This is a genomic window from Methanoculleus formosensis (genome assembly GCF_025384765.1).
Classification (GTDB): domain Archaea; phylum Halobacteriota; class Methanomicrobia; order Methanomicrobiales; family Methanoculleaceae; genus Methanoculleus; species Methanoculleus formosensis.
This window is the reverse complement of the sequence record NZ_VHLL01000001.1, coordinates 649,998-670,995: the sequence shown is the minus strand read 5'-3', so window position 1 is coordinate 670,995 and position 20,998 is coordinate 649,998. Positions and strand designations below refer to the sequence as shown.

Annotated in this window: 15 protein-coding genes; 11 read left to right on the top strand and 4 right to left on the bottom strand. The window is 60.2% G+C overall.

Annotation, left to right across the window (positions count from 1 at the left end; genetic code table 11):
• Positions 1–5: 5 nt before the first annotated feature.
• The 6 genes from FKB36_RS03495 to FKB36_RS03470 all read left to right on the top strand — a co-directional run bounded on the left by FKB36_RS03495 (position 6) and on the right by FKB36_RS03470 (position 7,011).
• The gene (locus FKB36_RS03495) at positions 6–1,130 is read left to right on the top strand and encodes a glycosyltransferase family 4 protein (RefSeq protein ID WP_261596634.1); all 1,125 of its coding nucleotides are present in this window, start codon (positions 6–8) and stop codon (positions 1,128–1,130) included.
• A 119-nt stretch (positions 1,131–1,249) separates the two neighbouring features.
• Positions 1,250–2,455: a glycosyltransferase family 4 protein gene (locus FKB36_RS03490; protein ID WP_261596633.1), complete on the top strand. Its 1,206-nt coding sequence runs from the start codon at positions 1,250–1,252 to the stop codon at positions 2,453–2,455.
• 151 nt (positions 2,456–2,606) lie between these two features.
• Entirely contained in the window at positions 2,607–3,665 is a 1,059-nt protein-coding gene (locus FKB36_RS03485; protein WP_261596632.1) for a GNAT family N-acetyltransferase, read from the top strand.
• Positions 3,666–3,825: 160 nt separating this feature from the next.
• Complete coding sequence (locus FKB36_RS03480; RefSeq protein ID WP_261596631.1) at positions 3,826–4,818, top strand: GNAT family N-acetyltransferase; 993 nt, start codon at positions 3,826–3,828, stop codon at positions 4,816–4,818.
• 35 nt (positions 4,819–4,853) lie between these two features.
• Positions 4,854–5,864 carry a GNAT family N-acetyltransferase gene (locus FKB36_RS03475; protein ID WP_261596630.1) on the top strand — a complete coding sequence of 337 codons (1,011 nt, stop codon included), beginning with the start codon at positions 4,854–4,856 and terminating at the stop codon, positions 5,862–5,864.
• A 100-nt stretch (positions 5,865–5,964) separates the two neighbouring features.
• Positions 5,965–7,011, top strand: a complete 1,047-nt coding sequence (locus tag FKB36_RS03470; protein ID WP_261596629.1) for a polysaccharide deacetylase family protein — start codon at positions 5,965–5,967, stop codon at positions 7,009–7,011.
• A gap of 24 nt (positions 7,012–7,035) precedes the next feature.
• Here the strand turns inward: FKB36_RS03470 and FKB36_RS03465 are convergent, their stop codons facing one another.
• Positions 7,036–8,526, bottom strand: a complete 1,491-nt coding sequence (locus FKB36_RS03465; RefSeq protein ID WP_261596628.1) for a lipopolysaccharide biosynthesis protein — start codon at positions 8,524–8,526, stop codon at positions 7,036–7,038.
• A gap of 188 nt (positions 8,527–8,714) precedes the next feature.
• Here FKB36_RS03465 and FKB36_RS03460 point away from each other — a divergent pair, with 188 nt between their 5' ends.
• On the top strand, positions 8,715–8,918 hold the full coding sequence (locus FKB36_RS03460) for a hypothetical protein (RefSeq protein ID WP_261596627.1): 204 nt from the start codon (positions 8,715–8,717) through the stop codon (positions 8,916–8,918).
• Between the two features lie 46 nt (positions 8,919–8,964).
• On the opposite strand, the gene FKB36_RS03455 is transcribed toward FKB36_RS03460, so the two are convergent.
• A complete protein-coding gene (locus FKB36_RS03455; protein ID WP_261596626.1) occupies positions 8,965–9,918 on the bottom strand; it encodes a glycosyltransferase family 2 protein in 954 nt (317 codons plus the stop codon).
• Positions 9,919–10,995: 1,077 nt separating this feature from the next.
• Here FKB36_RS03455 and FKB36_RS03450 point away from each other — a divergent pair.
• The gene (locus tag FKB36_RS03450; protein WP_261596625.1) at positions 10,996–12,054 is read left to right on the top strand and encodes a CapA family protein; all 1,059 of its coding nucleotides are present in this window, start codon (positions 10,996–10,998) and stop codon (positions 12,052–12,054) included.
• A gap of 11 nt (positions 12,055–12,065) precedes the next feature.
• Positions 12,066–13,301, top strand: coding sequence for a glycosyltransferase (locus FKB36_RS03445; protein ID WP_261596624.1), 1,236 nt, complete (start codon positions 12,066–12,068; stop codon positions 13,299–13,301).
• Positions 13,302–13,900: 599 nt separating this feature from the next.
• On the opposite strand, the gene FKB36_RS03440 is transcribed toward FKB36_RS03445, so the two are convergent.
• Positions 13,901–15,244 carry a right-handed parallel beta-helix repeat-containing protein gene (locus FKB36_RS03440; protein ID WP_261596623.1) on the bottom strand — a complete coding sequence of 448 codons (1,344 nt, stop codon included), beginning with the start codon at positions 15,242–15,244 and terminating at the stop codon, positions 13,901–13,903.
• Between the two features lie 658 nt (positions 15,245–15,902).
• On the opposite strand from FKB36_RS03440, the gene FKB36_RS03435 reads away from it, so the two are divergent.
• Complete coding sequence (locus FKB36_RS03435) at positions 15,903–17,078, top strand: glycosyltransferase family 4 protein (protein WP_261596622.1); 1,176 nt, start codon at positions 15,903–15,905, stop codon at positions 17,076–17,078.
• A 133-nt stretch (positions 17,079–17,211) separates the two neighbouring features.
• Positions 17,212–19,407: a DUF2206 domain-containing protein gene (locus FKB36_RS03430; protein ID WP_261596621.1), complete on the top strand. Its 2,196-nt coding sequence runs from the start codon at positions 17,212–17,214 to the stop codon at positions 19,405–19,407.
• Between the two features lie 217 nt (positions 19,408–19,624).
• On the opposite strand, the gene FKB36_RS03425 is transcribed toward FKB36_RS03430, so the two are convergent.
• Entirely contained in the window at positions 19,625–20,866 is a 1,242-nt protein-coding gene (locus FKB36_RS03425) for a lipopolysaccharide biosynthesis protein (protein ID WP_261596620.1), read from the bottom strand.
• Positions 20,867–20,998: the final 132 nt, after the last annotated feature.

The following is a 20,998-nucleotide window of genomic DNA, read 5'->3' as shown; positions in this document are numbered from 1 at the left end:
CGCGGATGAGGCTGCTTGTCTGCACAACGGAGTATTTCCCCCACGGAGCGGGCATCGCCAATGTGGTCTACAACGTCGTGCAGCAACTCAAAGAGAGAGGCATTGAGTGCACGGTTTGCTCGCCGAAAGGCCCGGATATCAGGCTTGGGAACTGGCCCCTGATAGAAAAGGCAGGCGTCGTCGGGCTGCTCAACTACTGGTACCGGGTTTCGCGGTACTTCAGAGATAGCGACTACGATGCCGTATGGCTTCAGAACCCCTTCATCATCGCCAATAACCCGTTCAAACGCTGCCTGGTGACGATGCACTCGACCTACTCCGGATCGAGCGACCTCGGGGTCGGGAATCTTCCCTTCCACCTGTATGAGTCGGTTGTTGCCCGGATCGAGCGCTCCTGCCTGACCCGCATGCCCCCCACGACCCTCTTCACCGGCGTCGGGCAACCGGTTCGCGAGGAACTGGAGCGGATCGGGATCGCACAAGACCGGATATTCTACATCCCAAACGGAGTTAACGTCAGGCAATTCCATCCCTCACCGGACAAAAAGGCCCTCAGGAGGAGGTTCGGCATCCCGGAGGAGGGCTTGATCCTCCTGAGTGTCGGACGGCTGATCCCCGCAAAACAGCCGTTTACTCTGATCGAGGTCTTCTCGCATCTTGAGGAGCAGCGGGGAGACCTGACCCTCTGCATCGCCGGCGGGGGCGAACTCCTGGAAGCCGCAAAGAGCCTGGCAGAGAGATTGGGCGTGCGTAACGTCCTCTTCCTCGGTAACGTGGACCACGCCCGGGATCTGCCCGACCTCTATGCCTGCGCGGACTACTACATCATGACATCGAAATACGAAGGAGGGATGCCGCCCCTGACGCTTGCGGAAGCGATGGCCTCGGGACTGCCGTGCATCGTCTCCGGTATCCCCAACCTCGGGATAGTGAGAGACGCGGATGCCGGGACAGCGATCGATTTCGAGGACGCCGAACGCGCGGGCGATGAGATCCTCCGCTACCTAGATGAGAGACATTCCGACCACGCGGCGAACGCGAGGAGATATGCTGTGGAAAGACTGGACTGGGAGGTTCTTTCCGGGAGATATGCACGCACCCTCGAGCACCTGATCGCCTGCGAGCCATAGCGATGCTTCCCCTTTTCGGACTCGCCCGTGGGGGAGACATCGGATGCCTGCACGAGCGCGATCCTCGCGGGCCGTTAGGTATAAACCGGATTGGGGCGTCAGTGGCGGCAGGTGCCCGTATGGATGTCATCGTTCTTGACGCACACCCGGTTGAAGATGTGCGAATTGCACGGCATATCAACTACCTCTCGGACAATGGAGTGAACGTCTGCCGGATCCACTATAATTACACGGACGAGTCCGCAAAACCGGGGATATTCTCCCAGAACAGCGTGAAAGGGTTCAGGGTCAACCGCCTCTCGCTACAGGGGAAAGCCAGGACGCTGTCGTTCATGGGGTACTGTCTGGGGCACAAGATACTGGCCGAGTGCCGGAGAGCACTCGATGCCCTCGATATCGATCCGGGGCGGCCATCGGTTCTCCACGTGCACGATCCCCTGCTGCTGCCGCTCGCCGCGATGCTGGTCAAAACCAGCCTACAAAACTCCAGGGTGGTCTATGACAGGCACGAAGTCTACGAAGAATGGCTCCACTTCGGGCGGATATCCATACCGGTCTTCTATGAGAACCGGGCAAAGAGATGGATCTCCGGTACGGCTGTCGTCTCGGAGCACCACCTCGAAACGGTCAGGAAGTTGTTTCCGGGCTCCCGTGTCATAGCAGTTCCGAACTACGCTGCATCCACGGCCTATGACCCGGAGGTGATAGACGCAAAGATCCGCCAGGTCGAGCCGGGGACGCAGATACATGCCGTCTATATAGGGAGCCTTAACAACCTGGCCGACCGGGACGTCGACCTCCTCCTCGAGATTGCGGATGCGGCCATCCGGTCGTACGACAACGTGACCATCTTCGTCGGTGGAACCTCGCTCGATAGCGATTCGAAGATGAGACTTGACGATCTCGCCGGAAAACACAACGGCAGGTTCCGGTTCCTCGGCTACGTCCCCTGGGAAAAGACCGTCGAACTCACCGAGAAGGCGCATATCGGCTTCCTCCTTGTGAGGCCCGATGCAAAATACTGGGTGAAGACCTCGCCCAACAAGATCTTTGAGTACCTTGCGTGCGGCACGGTTCCGATCGTCAGGGCGGACATCGATCATGCCGAAGAGTTGAAGGACTGTTCGCTGATCTTCGACCGAACGGATGAGGACGGGGTCATCATAGCGGCAGTCCTCGATCTCCTCGGCGATCCCGAACACCTGCAACAGTATATGAGAACCGCAAGGGAACTGAGTTCCGATTACACCTGGGAGTCCGTAGCGTGCCGGTATATCGAATTATATACAGCGCTGCTACACCCGGCGGGGACATATCAGCCATGATATCGATCTCTGTCCCGGGCGGTTTTACCGAAGTCGGGGTGGCCAGGAAGAGACCGTCGCGAGAGAGAAGACACGAGAATGCTCGTTGAAGGTCGACGGAAAGTGTTAATGTCGGTGTCGGCTAGTTGTCTCCCGGAATCAGGTGTCACAGATGGTTCGAGTAGAAGTCAGGACAGTGCACGCCGACGAATCAACTGCGTGGGATAGGCTGGTCGCCGCTTCTCCACAGGGGACGGTTTTTCACACGAGTGACTGGCTGGCCCGGACCGCCGCCTCCCTGAACCGGACTCCGATGATACTCGGGTGTTACGAAGACGGGGCTCTGATCGGAGGGTGCCCGCTCCTCCTCTCGGATCAGTTCAAACTGCTCAGGACAGCGTCTTCCGCAGCGCTGCTGGCTCCTTACGGCGGGATCGTGACGGCCGGCATAGAGAGCACGAAACGGAGAGAGCGGGAGTTGCACACGAACAACGTCATCGCATCCGTCTGCAACCATATCACCCAGATGAGGTTTGCTCACGTAGACCTGATTAATGCCCCGGGACTCGAGGATATCCGGTGGTTCACCCAGAACGGATGGGATGCGAAGGTCTACTACACCTACGTGCTGCCGACCGGCGGGGACATATTCAGCCGAATCTCGAAGAACGCACGGCGAAGTATCAACAAGGCAGAAAAACAGGGGATTACGGCGGAAAAATACTTCGATGCCGGGGCTTACTGGATGCTCACCGTGAATACCTTCGAGAGGCAGAACTCCCGCCCCCCTTTTACGAAAGATCACCTTCTGGGCATACTGGATATTATCAGGGAGAAGAATCTCGGCGAGATGTGGGTCGCCAGGACCTCCTCTGGAGAGATAGCTGCGGCTGAAGTCGTCGTTTACGACTCGAAGATGGCTCATCGCTGGTCCGCCGCCTCTGCGGGAGAGCACCTCTCCACCGGGGCGGCATCGCTTCTTCTCAGTCAGGTCGCCGCAGACACAGCGGAGCGAAACTATCCGTCGATCAACCTGATGGCGGGGAATATGACACACCTGAGTGCGTTCATAGCCACCTTCAATCCGGATCTCGTCCCATATTACGGTGTCGAGTTGTCCGGCATCAGGTACGGCATCTTACGAAGCGTGAACCGGCTCATGCGAGGCATGGTCTCGCGGGTCGCCCCTCCTGCACTCCCATACAGGAAAGACCCGCCTTTTCAAGGCTGAAGTGTGCCGATCTGGTTCCGGGAGGAGGTGCAGCGCACGGGCCCCGATCCCGGCCGGGGCTCCGGTATCCGCCCGCACCGTCGAGAACCCGGGGCCGAAAAATCCGGATGCCCCCAACCTGCGAAAGATATTTTATATCCTATCCGAGAGGTGTGCCCCCATGGCATACTCACTCGAGCCGCTATCCCACGACAACGCTGACCGGTGGGAGGCATTCAATAACCGTTCCCCGGAAGGAACCATCTTCCACAGCCTGAAGTGGAAGCAGGTTCTTGAGGAGGCGCTCCACCCGAAGTTGAAGTATTATCTCATCCTCGAGGGCGAAGACGTCGTCGGGATAAGCCCCTGGGCCGAAGAGTCAGCGTTGAACTTCCGGGGATTGATCAGTATCCCTGATTCCGATGCAAACAACATCGTGCTGGACAGCGGATTCGATGCCCACCGTTTCAACGATCTCCTCTCGCTCTTCACCAGGGATCACGCGTTCCTGCACTTCAACACCTACCGCCCGAACCTCCTCTCCGGGATAACCTACGCAAACTATCCCGGCGGGGAGACCGGGGATATGGTGGTGGACTTGAAGAAGAGTCCCCCCGAGACCATATGGGCCACTCTGTCGAAGAAGACGACAAAGAGCATCCTCAGGTTCCCCCGAGAGGGGTTCGAACTGCGGGAGATCGATCGGAGATCGGAGATCGAGCTGTTCTACCGATACTACGAGAAGAACATAATGCACATAAACGGAGAGATCCTCCCGCTCTCGTTTTTTGAGACGCTCTGGGATCACTTCTCGCCGGATCACCTGAGGATTGCAGTTCTCACGAAAGGCGAGACGTTTGCCGGGGGGTCAACGGCATTCATGGACCCGGTCAAAAAGACGGTTTATTTTGGATACCTGGCTCTCAACCGCGATCTTCCGCATTACACGCCCACGTACTACATGGACTGGGACCTTATCAACTGGGCCCGGGAGAACGGCTATGAGAAGGTTTCCATGGGGCGGCAGAGTCTGGACCCGGGCAACCCCCGCTTCCGGGACAAGACAAAACTCGGGGCGGAGCATATCCCGATCCACTCCAGACTGATTCTATTCTCAAGACCGACACAGATACTCTACAAAATAAAAAAACTTCTCCCGGGTCGAAACATTTAACTAAATGGGGCACATCCCCACGCCAGGTCTACGGCATGAGACAGCCGGAAGTGAGAGAACTCGAGAACACCGAATTCGAGGCGTGGGATGCTTTGATCGCCAATTCAGCACAGGGGACTGTCTTTCATACAAGCGACTGGTTGGTGGAGAATGCTCTCCTTCTGGATCAGACCCTGATCCTTCTCGGATGCTACGACGGCGAGGAGTTGATCGGGGGTTGCCCTCTCTACCTCTCGCGCCCCTACCGCCTTCTCCAGGTGGCCTCTTCAAAGGCGGTATCGACCCCTTACGGCGGGGTGGTGATCTCCGAGATAGGGAGCGCAAGACAGAGGACAAAGGAGATGCACACCTACCGGATCATCGCCGCGATACTCGAACATATCGACCGGCAGGGGCTTGATTACGTGAACATAGTGAACGCCCCGGGTCTCGAGGACATCCGGGCGTTCACGCAGCAGGGATGGAGTCCGATAGTCTACTATACCTACGTGCTGCCCATGCAGAACGATCTCCTCAAGACCGCGTCGAAAGACGTGCGGCAGAACATCCGCAAGGCAGAGAGACAGGGCATCTCTTCGGCAAGGATCTTTGACCCGGAGATCTTCTGGAACCTCCTTGCCCGTACGTTCGCAAAACAGGGTAAAGACCCCCCTATCACCGAGAAACACCTTACCGGCATGCTGGAGCTCATCAGGGCGAAAGGGATCGGTGAGATGCGGGTTGCAACCATGCCGTCAGGAGAGATTGCCGCCGCCGAAGTCACCCTCTGGGACGCGAAGATGGCCCACAGCCTCTTTGCCGCCGCCGCTCCGGAGCGCCTCTCCACCGGGGCGGCGACGCTCGTCTGTTACGAGACCGTTAACTCACTCAAGGAGCGCAACCACAGAGCGCTGAATCTGATGGCAGGGAACATCCCCCATCTCAGTGCGTTCATCTCGGGGTTCAATCCCCGGCTCATTCCCTACTATGGTGCCGAGTCTCCCGGGCTTCGGTATCGGATCCTCAAGCGGCTGAGGGATGGCGTGAATCCGAACCATGCCCGGTAGAAGATTGTCTTACGTACCTGTGCCGGGCATGGCGGCACACACTCCCGGAAAAGTATACATGCACTTACCCCGGTATGCAAGGGAAGAGGGCGCCCCGGATATGATGGATCTGCTCAGGCAGGATGATGAGATATGGAACCTGTTCACCCGAAAGGAGGAGTACGAGAAGCCCGACCGCGATCAATTCGATCGATTTTCCTACTACCAGAGTGGCCACCGCGACGTATTCGTGCCCCGGGCATCGCAGATGCTGGTGGAGAACGGATTTTCCCCCGAATACCCCGAATCCCGGCCGTTCGTAATCTGCCTCTCACACGACGTCGACACCGTCTACCAGCCCCTCCACGTCAGGGGGTTCGAGGCTGCAAAAGCGCTCAGAGAGAGGAGATTCCTTGATGCAGGAAGCATCGTCAGGCAATTGAACCCCAGAAAGTGTCGGGAACAGGTTTTTGAAGAGATCACCGGGCTTGAGGATTCATACGGCGCACGATCTTCTTTCTACGTTCTGGCGCTGGAGAAGGGAGCACGGGAGTATGCCTACCCGCTTGAGGACCTGGAGCAGGAGATCTCCACAATCCGAAAAGGAGGGTGGGAAGTCGGTCTGCATGGCGGATGCGATGCTTATCGCGACTTTGAGAGCCTGGTAAGAGAGAAACAATACCTCGAGAGTGTCCTCGACCGGAAAGTAACCGGGTACAGAAGCCATTACCTCAGGTTCCGTGTTCCGGAGACCTGGGAACTGCTGGAGAGAGCGGGATTCCTGTACGACACCAGCCTCGGGTATCCTGACTGCGTCGGGTTCCGGAACGGCATGTGCCACCCGTTCCGGCCGTATGACCTCAATCGCGACAGGGAGATCTCGGTCCTTGAGATCCCGCTCGTGGTGATGGACCGGACGCTGCTTCTGCACATGCGCCTGAACCCGGAGCGGGCCTGGGACCGGATGAAACGCCTCTTCGACGCGGCCGAACGGTATCACGGCGTGATCACCGTCCTCTGGCACAACGAGTTCATGACCGGCGATCCGCTCCGGTTTTACCGGAAGATCCTGGAGTACGGGCGTGAGAAGGGCGCCTGGATGACGGGCAGCCATGAGATTGCAGCGTGGTGGAGGGAGAACGGGATGCGGATGCCCAAGGCGCCGTGAAGGTCTCCGCCGGCATGCATCCCGTCACCGGAACAGGCCCAGCCGTTCCATCCAACCAAGATGTTTTGCGGGGATCAGCCCCCGAACCACCCCCATGAACTCCCTGCGGACCAGGGTGTCAGTGAAGAAGAGCAGGAGGTAATAGACGATCGCGGTCGCCCCGGCGATCCCGAGCAGGATGATGAGCGGGAGGTCCAGGAATCTGCCGACGATGAGGGGCACGGAGACGGCGATGCTGAGCAGCAGGTGCCGGATCAGGCTGAGGGTGCTGTCACGGTATCCGGTCCCGGAGACCCGTATGAGGTACGCAGCCTTCGACCCCCATATGAGCGTGCCGCCGATTGAGAAGAGGGCGAGCGTGGCGACGGGATCCCCGGAGGCGCCGCCGACATAGAAGATGACTGCCCATGCAATGAGGGTCAGGATCTCGAACGAGAAGTAACTCCTCTGCTTTTCGAGAACCCCGAACAGGGACGATATCGGTGAGAATATGAAGACCGTGAATATCCAGGGGGCGAGGAGCATCGCATACGTGCCTGCGGTGAGCCAGGCCGCGCCGAAGACGAAGGAGAAGAGATCCTCGGCGAGGATGGTGAACATAACAAAGGGGAAGATACCGATGGAGATGAGCCTCGTGTGGATCTCCCGGACAACGTTCTCCACGCTCCCTGTGCGGTTCTTCTCCTCACTCGCCTTCTGGTAAAACACCTGAGAGATCGCCGTTCCGACCATCCCCATGGGCAGTCTCACCGCCATCATGGCGAGGGCGTAGTACCCGAGAATCGCAGGACTGAAGAAATAGGCAAGCATGAACGCGGGCAGTTCCCAGGACAGGCTGTTTGCAAGGCCTCCAGCGGAGCCAAAGATCGCGAAGTCCCTGTACCGGACGGCAATCTCCTTCATCCGCGCCACCCTGACGGTCTTCAAGAGTTCGCTATCCTCCGCCAACCCCCGGAGCATGTAGAGGACAGCGAGGACCATGCCGGTCACCGAACCGAGGATGAGGCCGAGAGGCGAGGCGGCGACCAGGCCGCCCCCGATCTGAACGGTCCGGGTGGTGAGCGAGTTCAGAACGATGCCTTTCGAGAGGACGCCATACTGCACCTTCCGTGAGAGCCATTCGTTTAAGAGTGCAAAGAGGCTGCTGAAGACGACGAATATCGGCAACCACACGAGATATTCGGCTATCATCGGGGTCCCGAAGAGAGCGCCGAACCAATCTCCAAAGCCGATAAAGACAGCCCCGATCGCGGCGGATACCCCCAGTACACAGGCGGTGCAAAGGGCGAAAGCGTTTATCGATTCTTCGTCTGTCTTCGGCAGCATGATGACGTAATCGTACGAGAGCGAAGAGACGACCACGGCCACCGTTGCGATGGAGAGGAAGAGCTGGTTGACTCCAAAGGATTCCGGCGAGTAGAGCCGCGTGATCACGGGGATGAGGAGGATGCCGGCCACCTGGGCGATCATGGTGCCCGTCGTCAGCTTGAAGATGTTGCCAAGAAAACTCGCCATGAAACCTCTGCGCCACCTACACCCAGAGATGGTGATATACTTTACCCGACCTGGTGCAGAGAACGGCACCTGGCCTTCGGATTTTACGCCGCAGGTGATATATACGATCCTCACGACTCCCAACCGATGCAGGATACGGTGAGTGCACCGGCCATGCTCGTTGCCGCGGTGCCCTCCGCGAGGGACTTATGGAGTTGCTCTTTAGCTGGGATCTGAAGGTTACTATAGCCGCAATACTTGCTTTGTTCATCGTTATCGCCTACGTGATCCGCCCGATGGTCCTGAGGCCGGACCGCATCCGTTGCGTTGACTGCATGATGATAGCCTGCATGGCACTCTTCGGCCTGATCGTTTACCTGAGGATACTGGAACTGGCCGAATACTGGGGATGAGCGGCGACTAAGGGCGATGTCATCGCCATCCCGTGAATCGCGGGCCTTATGTTTTGCCGACACGCCGTTCGATCATCGATACCAGGAAGTTGAGGATCAGTCCGGACGAGACCAGCAGCAGCCCGAGAATGAGTGCGGTCATCCCCGCCGTGAACAGGATGTAATGGAACTGATTGATCCGGAAGAACTCGGAGAAAGTGTAGATCTCAAGAGCGATCCCGAGGAGCGCGATAACTCCTCCCGGTATTCCAAAAAAGAGCAACGGCTTCTTATACCCGATCAGCCCCACGATCCGGGCGAGCACCCCGAAACCGTGGGAGATCGGGTTCTTCTTGTGCTTGTGGGGGACGTCGTAGGTGACGGAGATCGGAACTTCGGTCACCCGGAGGTCGAGAGAGGCGAAGTGGGCGATCATGTCTGACTCGATGTTGTAACCCTCCGATGAGAAGTTGAGATTATCGAGCGCCCGGCGGGAGAGAGCCCGGAAGCCCGACTGGGAGTCGGTCGTCGCGAAGGTGCCGCCGTTCACCGAGAGGTTCGTGAACCCGGTGAGTACCAGTTGCCCGGCCCGCCGATAAGCGGGGATCTCGGCCCGGGTATCCAGGAACCGGGAGCCGATGACGAGGTCGGCAACGCCCGCGAGCACCGGCGCCACTACGGCCGGGATCTCGTCCGGGTCGTGCTGGCCGTCGCCGTCGAGCATCACGACGGCATCGTAGCCGAGTTCGCGTGCCCGGGCAAACCCGGCCATCATGGCCTTCGCCTTACCGCCATTCTTCGGCATACGGATGACGTCGGCCCCGGCGAGCCGGGCGGTCTCGGCGGTCCGGTCGCTTGAGCCGTCGTCAACGACGATCACCCGGTCGGCGTGCCGCCTCGCCTGAAGGATGATGGAGCCGATGACGAGACCCTCGTTGTATGCAGGAGCGACGACCGCGAACCGGTTGCGGTCTGCTCCGGGAACTGCCGGAATACCACCCGCAGTGCGTGATCCTCCCATGAGCGTTTCACCGGAGGAGCGAATATCTTCGGGGAACGGCGTATATCCATCGGAGAGGTGACCGGAAGAGAAGGGGTGTTCCCTGGATGCGTCTGCCGCACGATCGGCCGAATTGCTTCTGCTACTGTGTACCAGCAAAAGATTGTCGTTCACGGGAGAGAGACACGCGGGATCTTCCATCTTCACATCGGTAACAACGGAAAGGATAGAATCTAGCCTATGCACGTGAATTCCTCCATTGCAGTACGTCCCGGACAACCCCTCCGAACGAGCAAGGCCCCAGAAGGAGAGATCGGGAGCGAAACCTAGGAGTTGTCCGGTTCCATCGCACCACCCGGCCTGCCATACCGCTATTGACATATAAAAATTCCTGCGGCGATGACACGGAGGGGTGCTGGGGTCCGGCCCGCCTTAACAGGTATTGACAAAAAAACTGGCAGATATCCCGGATCAAGAGCCGAATCCATCGTAAAACAACTGCCTTGCCGCCGGAAAAGCAGTACCGCACAGCGGAGATACAAGAACGGATGAAACGCTCAAAACTCGCCTCAAACTGCAACGGTCTGTTCGCTCTCGACGATGATCACTTGTGGAGACGGGCAGCCCGACCAGGAATAGCGGTGCACGATACAAAGGACGGCGGCATCAGTCCCCTGCTTCATCACCGTTCAGTGGGGGTAACTCTCATCATCTGCCGCACAGGAGTTCAGGTACATACTCGGTGCACGAGCAGTTAATGGTTCGGCACCGTGGGTTCCACCGGTACCGACTCCGCACCGTGCCCCGCCGGGATTCCGGGAGCCTCAGAATACCGTATGCGTCAGGATATGCATACCGATGGTCACGATCAGGGTAAAATATATATTGTCGCATCGCCTGTCAGGGACTCAACGTACCGGGGAGGGAAGGCAGTATTCGCGATTACCCGTACACGACAGTATCTCTCGGAGACGCTGGCAGAGTTCAACCGCTCTGGCTCGATGGAATTGAGGGGGTCGGAGCGACTATGAAGACCGGTTGCGGGCCCGGATCCTCCGCCCCGGGCAGAGACTCTGCAGGAGGAGCGGTGTGAGATCGGTGCGGCTGCGAGCGGTCGGAGACGTGCTGCTCTGGATGAGGAACGGTAAGAGGCCTTTTGATCTGGTTCGGCATGAACTCCGGCAGAAAGACCTGCTCTTCGGCAACCTGGAGACGGTCCTCTCCGAGAGCGGAACCGAGAGCAAGAAACGCTGGGTCAACACAACCCCCCCGGAGGCGGGCGGGTACCTCAAAGAAGCCGGGTTCGACATCCTCAGCGTGGCGAACAACCACACGCTCGATATGGGCCGGGAGGGGTTTGAGAAGACCCTCGAAGGGCTTGAAGCCCGCGGCATCGCCTACGTCGGAGGGGGGAGAGGCGATGAGGAACCCCCGGGGCTGATCGTCGAGCGGAACGGGATCCGGTTCGGTTTCCTCGCCTACACGACCGGAAGGTTCCGGTCGCCGCCGGGGGTCGCTGTTGCCAAACTGAAGAAGAAGAGCGTCATCGACGATATCAGAGCATTGAAGGAGCAGACCGACCACGTCGTCGTCTCCCTGCACTGGGGGATCGAGAACACCTACTATCCCTCGCCCGACCAGGTCGGGCTCGCTCACGCCTTCATCGACAGCGGGGCGACCCTGATCCTCGGGCACCACTCGCATACCATCCAGGGGCTGGAGCGGTACAACGACGGCCTGATCGCGTATTCACTCGGGAACTTCCAGTTCGATACCGAGCTCTTCAAGGAGGAGGTCAACAGCACCATGATCCTCTCGGTGGAGTTCGACCGGCACGGCATCCGGGATTATACCACCATCCCCTGCGTCATCAACAGCGACTTCCAGCCCGAGGTGGCGGAGGGGCGGACACGGGAACTGGTGGAGCGGTGGATAGCGAAGTGCTCCGAGAGGGTGTATAACGGGGGCGTCACCCGCGGGTGGTGGTTTGAAGAGATTGGCGAGGATTACCTGCTCTACAACCTGGAGAGTTACCGCTACCGGATCCGGCAGCACGGACTTGCACCCTTGATCGAGTGCGGGGTCTGGCTGGTGACGCCGTTCTGCCTGAACTGCTACGCGGGTATGATCCGGAGACGGCTGAGACAGGAGACATAGGAGGATATGGCATGAAGATATTACAGGTGACCCCGTTCTTCAAACCGCTCTGGGAGTCGGGCGGGGTGGCTCGGGTCGCATACGACATCTCCCGGGCCCTGCACGAGAACGGGCACGATATCACTGTCTACACGACGAACCGGAGCATCTACCCGAGCGACCTGCCGACGAACCGCATCACGCCCGTCGACGGAATGGACGTCTATTACTTTGAGAATCTACGAAAATACGCCCGCGGGACGATCGTGCCGGTGATGCCCTACCGCATGCCGGCGGTCGCGAGACGGGAGGTTGCCGGGTTCGATCTCGTCCACATCCACGACCACCGCACCATGCTCACTGTCATCGCCTCGCACTACGCGAGGAAGTACGGCGTGCCCTACGTCCTCCAGGCGCACGGGGCACTCCCGCGGGATACGGGCTCTGCGCGGATGAAGCGGCTCTTCGACCGGTTCTGGTCGGAGAAGGTGATCCTCGGCGCTGCGGGGGTTATCGCGCTCAACGAGACGGAGGCGGAGCGGTATCGGGAGCTCGGTGTTGCCGACGAGAAGATCGCGATCCTCCCGAACGGCATCGACCTCGCCGAGTACCCCTCCCTTCCGGCTCGCGGCATGTTCCGTGCGGCATGGGGGATCGACGACGCTGCGAAGGTCGTGCTCTACCTCGGGAGGCTCGACCCGACGAAGGGGATCGATCTCCTGATCCGCTCATTTGCCGTGGTCGTACGGGAGGAGGGCGACGCCGTTCTCGTGCTGGTGGGGGGGGACATGGGCCACAACGAGGAGTTCAGGCAGCGGGTCGGGTCGCTCGGTCTCGACGACCGGGTGATCTTCACCGGGTTCGTGAGCAAAGAGGAGAAGATGGCCGCGTACACCGACGCCGACGTCTTCGTGACACCGAGTTTCACCGGCTTTCCGATGACGTTCCTCGAATCGTGCCTCTGCGGGACACCCATCGTGACGACGGGCAAGGGGGACCTGCTCGGGTGGATCGACGACGCCGTCGGGTTCAATACGGAGTATACGCCGGAGGCGCTCGCCGACGTCATCGGACGCCTGCTTGCCGACGATGCACTGCGGGCACGGCTCGGGGAGCAGGCGAAAGAACTCGTCCGGACCAGGTACAACTGGAAGGCAATCGTCCGCGATATCGAGACGTTCTACGCGAAGGTTACCGGGAGCGCGGAGGGGAATGCACCGGCGGACGTCTCACGAGAGGCGGTCCCGAAGGCTCCGGACACCTTTTGATCTTTCTTCCCGCCCGGCAGAGCCGCTCCCGGGAATATCCGACATACTCCCAATAGAGGCCGGAGCATGAGAAGAACGAAGTTCTTCGAGAGCGCGAAGTCCGGATGGGTATTGACAGCCCCCTTCGCGTTCTTCGCGTCTTCGCGTGAGGCTATTGTGCGGGAACAGCGACGCATTCTCGCGCGAAGGCGCGAAGTTGGTGAAGGTGTTCGCAGTTCCTTCCGCGCTCTCGCACCTGACGGTGCTCGAACTCCCGCTCCCACCCTGCGGGTGCTCACCCTTCGCACCTCGAAACCCCGGGTTTCTCATGCTCCTGCCCGTTGACCGATCGCTCTTCGCGTTCTTCGCGTCTTCGCGTGAGGCACTTGTGCGGGAACAGCGATGCAGTCTCGCGCGAAGGCGCGAAGTTGGTGAAGGTGTCCGCAGTTCCTTTCGCGCGCTCGCACCTGACGGTGCTCGAACTCCGGCCCAAAGGGCCGTCGTTCTTCGCGTGAGTCGGAGATATGAATAATCCGGAGGGGATTCGGCCTCAGGAGGATTTAACAAAACGTAAAAAAAGATTAGGACCGGGCCCGTCAGGCCCGATGGTATCGACCGGTTTACTCGCCGGCAGACGCAACCGCCATGCCGTCCGTCTGGACGTTCTCTCCGCCCTCGACCAGGAACGCCTTCTCGGAGCCGGAGGTTATCTCTCCGGTGTACTGGACGTTCTGGTTGTTCTTCGCCCAGACGAGCGTCTCGACCTGATCACCGGAGGCGTGGATATCCACTTCGGCATTGCCGAACTGGCCGTTCGTGCCGCCGAGGCTTGCGCCCTTGCCGTCGATCCCTGCCGGGTTCACGAGCTCGAAGTTCCTGATCTGGATGTTGCTCGCGAGGTCGACCTGGAGGCCGTAGCCGTGCGAGTCGATGCTCGTGCAGTCCTCAAGCACCAGCGCGGGGTCGGTCGAGCGGCTCGGGATGCTGTAGTAGCCGGCCGGTTTACGATGGGTGTAGTCGGTCTTCCCGGCGCCGGTGTCCTTCTCGACACAGTTGTAGAGCTTCCCGCCGTTCGTGGCGTAGAACCCATACAGCGAGTTGCCTTCCGCGACACAGTCGATGAACGTCACGTCGGCGTTCGGGGCGTAGAAGCCGCACCCGAAGTAGTGGGTCGACATGTCGCTCTGCTTGTAGGGCACCGTCGGGTAGGGCTTGACCCCGTTGTTCTTGCTCGTGCAGTTCTCGAGGACGGCGTTCGTCACCGTGGGGTCGAACTCAAAGTGGAACCCGGACTCCAGGTTGCCTTCCGCATAGCAGTCTTTCACGTAAAGACCGTCCATGTCGTTGAGCTCCGCGAAGTCGAACCCGGTGATCCAGGGGTTGAACACGCCTGTGCTCCCGCAGTTGATCGCGGCACAGTTCTCGTAACGAACGTCCTTGATCACCTTGTTCGTCGAGCCCCAGGCGTTGTGGAGGAACCCGTACGTCCCGGTGTCCACGGCCTTGCAGTTGACGAACTCGACATCTTCGAGGGTCGGGGCGTATACCGCCGGATCGTGGATCAGGAGGTAGACCGCCTGGATGCTCGCATCTGCGGTGCCCGTGATGTTGTGGATCTTCGCGTGGCTTGCACGGATAGTCAGCACGCCGAGCCACTTGACACCGCTGCTGTAACCGCTGCCCTCGACGGAGAACCCGTCCAGCGTGATGTTCTCGCGGTCGACGTTGATCCGTCCGTCATTGGTGAAGACAAGGTTCGTCGCATCCGGACCCTGCCCGGAGAGCGTCGTGCCTGCCGGAGGCGCGATGACGCCGGCGCAGTTGAATGTACCGTCCATCAGGACGACGTTGCCGCCGTCGGGCAGCGCAGCGAGCGCCGCCTGGATCTCGGCATGGTCGTCGACCCCGTCACAGACATAGTCTGCCTGGTTCTTCGACAGTTCGGTGCTATCACTTGCAGCCACGGTGAGCGTGGCCGGGTTTGCGGACTCAGCCGCACTTACCGGAGAGAGTGCTGCAACAAAGCAGCACACCAGTAGTGCTGCACCCAGTCTCAGTATATTCTGCCTGTCTATCATGCCATTCAGCCTCTCTGTGAGGTATCACTACCGTCTTTCCATTGCCATATATATATTTTATTGTTAAAATAAAATTAATCTGAGGGATTAATCGGGAATATAGGCAGCAAAGATGCCATCTGCCCTGATGACATTGCGCCATAATGGAGATCAGATCCTGCAAAAAGGTATTATATAATCAGTTTAGTTAAAACCAAAGACTACAAATACTCGCGCTTGCCGCTACCATTCGGCAGGAGTGACCCTCCCCGAAACGCTTTCATCCGGAACGAATGGAGATTCGGTCTCGTGCGCCGGCACGGCACGGAATCTCCGGCCCTCGCTACAGGGCGATGCCGTGAAATGGCGTGGATTCCAGACCGCTTGCGTGAATCAGGAATCCTTGCGGCCCGATGCAGCAGGAAGACGATGTGGATACGCCCGGAGGGGGACGGGCGCCGGAGCGTATGGCGCCGGGCTTACGCACGCCCAACTGAGGTTCATCCGTCTAACGACGCCTCGCGGCGCAACCTCTATATAGAGCATCCTCACAGAGAGAGCCCCTATGCGAGTGGCGTGCCTGACCTTCTGGTTCTACGACTACACCATCCAGATGGCAAACGAGCTTGCCCGGCATACCGAGGTGCTGCTGCTCCTCCCCGACTACCGGTCGGAGGAGTACCAGGCGAGCATCGACCCGGCCGTGAAGGTTCACCTCTTCGGCTACTCGCAGTGCGCCGGGAGGTTCGGCCCGTCATGCTACCCGATGCTCAAAGATATCGTCGCCGCAATCGACGACTTCGCGCCCGACGTCGTCCACTTCCAGGTGAACAACCCCATGCTCTGCCCGCTCCTCCCGATGCTGCGGAAGTATCCGCTGGTGGCGACGTTCCACGACATCGAACCCCACCCCGGCGAAGACCGCCTTCTTGACATAGGCTCGCTGCTCTACCGGCTCACCCTCTTCGTATCGAGGGGCCTGCCTGAGCGGATCTTCGTTCACGGGAAGGTCCTCCGGGAGACCCTGGTGAAGGACTACCGCGTCAAAAGAGAGATCGTGCACGTCATCCCCATCGGCGAGCACGAGGTGGCGCCGTTCGTGAAGTTCGCCGAGAACGATCCCGGGCCCGACGGCCGCCGGGTCCTCTTCTTCGGGCGCATCCACCGATATAAAGGGCTCGACTGCCTGATCCGGGCGGAGCCGCTCATCACCCACGAGGTTCCAGACGCCCGGATCGTCATCGCCGGAACGGGCGAGGAGTTCGGCAGGTACGAGGAGGCGATGGCGGGCCGGGACGCGTTCGAGGTCTATAACTACCGGATACCCTACGAAGAGGGCGCCCGGCTTTTTGAACAGGCAAGCGTCGTGGCGCTCCCGTACATCGAGGCGTCCCAGAGCGGCGTCATACCGACCGCATACGGGTTCCGGCGGCCGGTGGTGGTGACGGACGTCGGGAGCCTGCCCGAGGTGGTCGACGACGGGGTGACCGGGTACGTCGTGCCGCCGCGCGACCCGGAAGCGCTGGCAGCCGCGATCGTCCGCCTGCTGAAGGACCCCGAGGGGTGCCGCAGGATGGGGGAGCAGGGCTACGCGAAACTGAAGACGGACATGGCCTGGTCGACGATAGTGGGGTCGCTTCTCGCGGTTTACCGCGAGGTGGCATCCGCCCGGGGGAGGAGAGGCGTTCCCGCGGATGAGGCGTTCACCGACGCCGCCCCCCTCCCCGGGAACAAGCGATGACCTCATCCCCCTCCGGGAAGAGGGCCGGGACCGGCGCAACACATTAATAGGTTGGCCGGAGATTAGGTGCACCGAAACCGTCGCCGGAAAGACTCACTCTCCATGCACGCAGCCGATCCAAACAAGTGATACCATGCACCTGCCAGACCCGTTCCGGATGAATGACTGGGACAACAGAACGTTCTTCTGGATGTTCCAGGCGCTCCAGTTCGCCTTCCTGGCGGTGGTCTCGCTCGATCTCGTCGGGTATTACATACCAATAGCCAGGGAAGCTCTGGCGTTCCTCTACCTCACCCTCCTCCCTGGGGTCCTCGTGCTGAAGGCGCTCAGGTTCCACGATCTCGGCACGATCGAGACGCTCCTCTACTCCGTCGGGCTGAGCCTCGTGGTCGTCATGCTCACCGGCCTCACCGCCAACATCGTATACCCCCTGCTCAGGTATACGCGGCCGTTCTCGTTCTCGATCCTCATCATCACGCTCGTCGCCGTCGTGCAGGTCCTGCTCTATCTCGCGCTCACCAGGGATAAGGGGCGTACCACTGAGAACCCCAGGCTCGCCGTCCCCTCCTCCCCGGCGGTGCCGTTCCTGATACTCCTCCCGTTCCTCGCGATCATCGGGACATACCTGCGCGACAACCACCACATGGTCACGTTCCTCTTCCTCCTCCTCGTCCTGATCGCCGTCATCGGTCTCGCCGTCGGGTTCGACCGCTTCATCCCAAAATCCTGCTACGGGCTCGGGGTCTACACCATCGCACTGGCGCTCCTCTACCATACCTCGCTGATATCGGGGTATGTCTGGGGCTACGATATCCACCACGAACTCAACCTCGTAAACGGCGTGTTGGTGCCGGGGCTCTGGGACATGACCATCCCGTATAACACGAACGGGATGCTCTCCGTCGTTGCACTCGTCCCCATCTACTCGCTCATATGCGATCTCGACCCCGTCTGGATCTTCAAGATCGTCTACCCCCTCCTCTTCGCGCTCGTACCACTCGCACTCTACCGTGCGGTCGAGAAACAGACGGACGCGAGGATAGGGTTCTTCTCGATCTTCTTCTTCTTCTCGTTCTTTACGTTCTACACGGAGATGATCTCCCTCGCCCGCCAGCAGATCGCGGAGCTCTTCCTTGCGCTGACCGTCCTTGCGTTGATCGACAAGAGCATGGACCGGGGCAGACAGGCGTTTCTGATGGTCGCCTTCGCGTTCGCCATGATCGTCTCCCACTACGGGCTCTCGTATATCTATCTCTTCTCGCTCGTCCCGGCATGGCTGCTGCTCGCCGTTCCCGAGCGCCTGCAGTCCTGGCTGCCGGAGAGACTCGCCCGGGTTGCGGGCCTCCTGAGGCCCGACCCCCTCGGTCCTGCGGCAACGACACCCATCAGAACCCTCATCCTCCCCTACATCCTCATCTTCGCCGCTCTTGCCTTCCTCTGGTACTCGACGGTCGCCGAAGGCACGGCGCTCGCTACCGTCACCGGCATCGGGGACAAGATATGGACCACGCTCTTTATGGACTCAGCCGGCCCGAAAACCGCCCAGGGGCTGCACATCCTCACCAGCCAGTCGACGACGCCCCTGCACAGCCTCGCGAAGGTCGTCCATGTCGCCACCCAGGGCCTCATCGCCGTCGGGCTGCTTGCAACCCTCCTGAAGCGCGAGCGGTGGCGGATCGAACCGGAGTACCTCGCCGTCTCGCTCGTCTTCTTCCTCATCAACATAGCCGGCATCGTCGTCCCGTTCTTCGCAAGCTCGCTCAACACCAGCAGGCTCTACCACATCACCCTGATCTTCCTCGCCCCGTTCGCGATCATCGGCGGTATAGCGCTGTACGAGAGAGTGACCGGGTGGATACGGGGGATCAGGGCTGCCCCGTTCATGGGGACGGCCTACCAGGCGCTCTCGGCGTTCCTCGTCGTCTTCTTCCTCTTCAACAGCGGGCTCCTCTACCAGGTCGTGGACGACAACCCGACCTCGATGGCGCTCGACACCACCGGCGACAAACCGGTCTTCAACGCGAGAGAGGTGCAGGGTGCGGCATGGCTCTTCTCGGAGGGGGACGAGCGCCCGGTCTACGTCGACGGCACGCGCTGGTGGCTTCTCTTAGGGTTCGACCCTGGCTACCAGCGGTACATCCCGGCAGATGCATCGCTGCTGGAGCCCAACTCCTACCTCTACTTCGGCACCTACAACCTCGTGCGGGAGAGCATCCGGATCGAGACGCACGGCGCGGTCACCACGGCGATGTACACGGACGCCGACCGGTTCGTCCGGGGCCACCACCGGGTCTACGACAACGCCGGTTCCGTCGTCTACTACCGGTGAAGACCCATCATGGGACTCAGCACTTCGCGAATTTCAGCCTCGCACAGCGACCTACAACAGGATTGGCAGCACCAGACTTCGCGGCTTCGCGCTCTTCGCGTGAGACCGTATTGTTGCCCATTCCGGTTAGTTCACGCGAAGGCGCGAAGAACACGAAGAGAGGTCGATGGGTTGACCTCTCAAAGACTACCTCACCCGTTTTAGCGAAGTACTGAGACTACAGCCATCCTTTCTTCTTCAGGATAAGGCCAACGAGGAGCGTCCCCGCCGCGTAGGTGGCGAACCACGCGTACCCCATGCCGATGAGGCCGAACCGGTTCATCAGGGCGTAGCCGAGACCGAGCAGGGCGATGCTGACAAAGCCGCTGAGGACGACGAGGCTCCGAATATCGTTCCTGACCTTCGCGATGGATATGAACGTCTGGCAGACGGAGACGAAGAGAGCGGATACGGCAAGTACGCGGAGCAGGGCCATCCCTTCGACGTAGTCCTTGCCGATCAGGCCGAGGATCGGCTCCCCGAAGAGGGAGAGAATGATGATCGCAGGTATGAGCAGGGCGAACATGCTCGCGAGCGTCCGGAGAACGCTTCGCTTCATCTCTCCCCCGTGGCTCCCCTCGACGAAGAGCGAGGTCGTGAACGCGTAGGGGATCATGAAGAGGATCGAGACGATCGCGTAGGTGATGTAGTAGTTGGCGGTGCTCTCCGCCCCCAGCACGTGGAGCACCATGATCGGGATGACCATGTTCGGGGCGGACATCAGGATCCCGGCGATGTACGCGCCGGCGGAGAACTGCCACGCCTCCCGCAGGAAGGGCCGGTCGACGCACGGCGTCGGCCGGACGGAGCATCTGGCAAGGAGGATGAGGGCCAGGATGAGACCGAGGATGAACGAGAGGCCGAAGGCGCCGAAGATGCCCATCGCGCCGAGGGAGACCAGAGGGACGAGGAAGAGGATCCTCGTCCCGTAGAGCAGGTTCAGGGCGAAGTAGTATTCGGACTTTCGCAGGGCATTGAGCGCACCCTCAAAGACCCAGACGATGGAGTAAGCCCCGAGGATGGCGAGGTAGAGCGGCGCGATCGTTCTGACGACCGCGAGTTCGGGGGCCAGGACGTCGACCGCGGCGATGAAGAAGACGCCTGCACCGAGCGCAATCGCCGTCGGAACGAGGACGGCGGTCCCGAGCACCCGGTTCTTGTCGCGGCTCGGGAAGAACCGGATCACCGACTGGTCGAGACCGAGGCGGGAGATGAGGATGAGGAGGCCCATCGACGACATCAGGGCGGTTGCGACACCCACGTCCGCCTGCGAGTAGAACCGGGCGGCGATCATCCAGAAGAAGAACCCGAACCCCGCTGCAACGAACGACGAGGCCATGATGAAGAACGAGTTCCGGATAAGCGGCTGCTCCAGGTGCTGCCTGACCTCGCTGAAATTTTTCGGGAGCGCTACTGCCATTCGGTCGCCAGTATCGGTCGGCACCTATTTAGATGTATCCGCCGCTCCAGTCCCGCGAGAGCCGGAGACCATCGAGAAGAGTCTTGTTTGGGCCGTGCAGCACGATGCGACAGCGGACGATCTCCGCCGGAT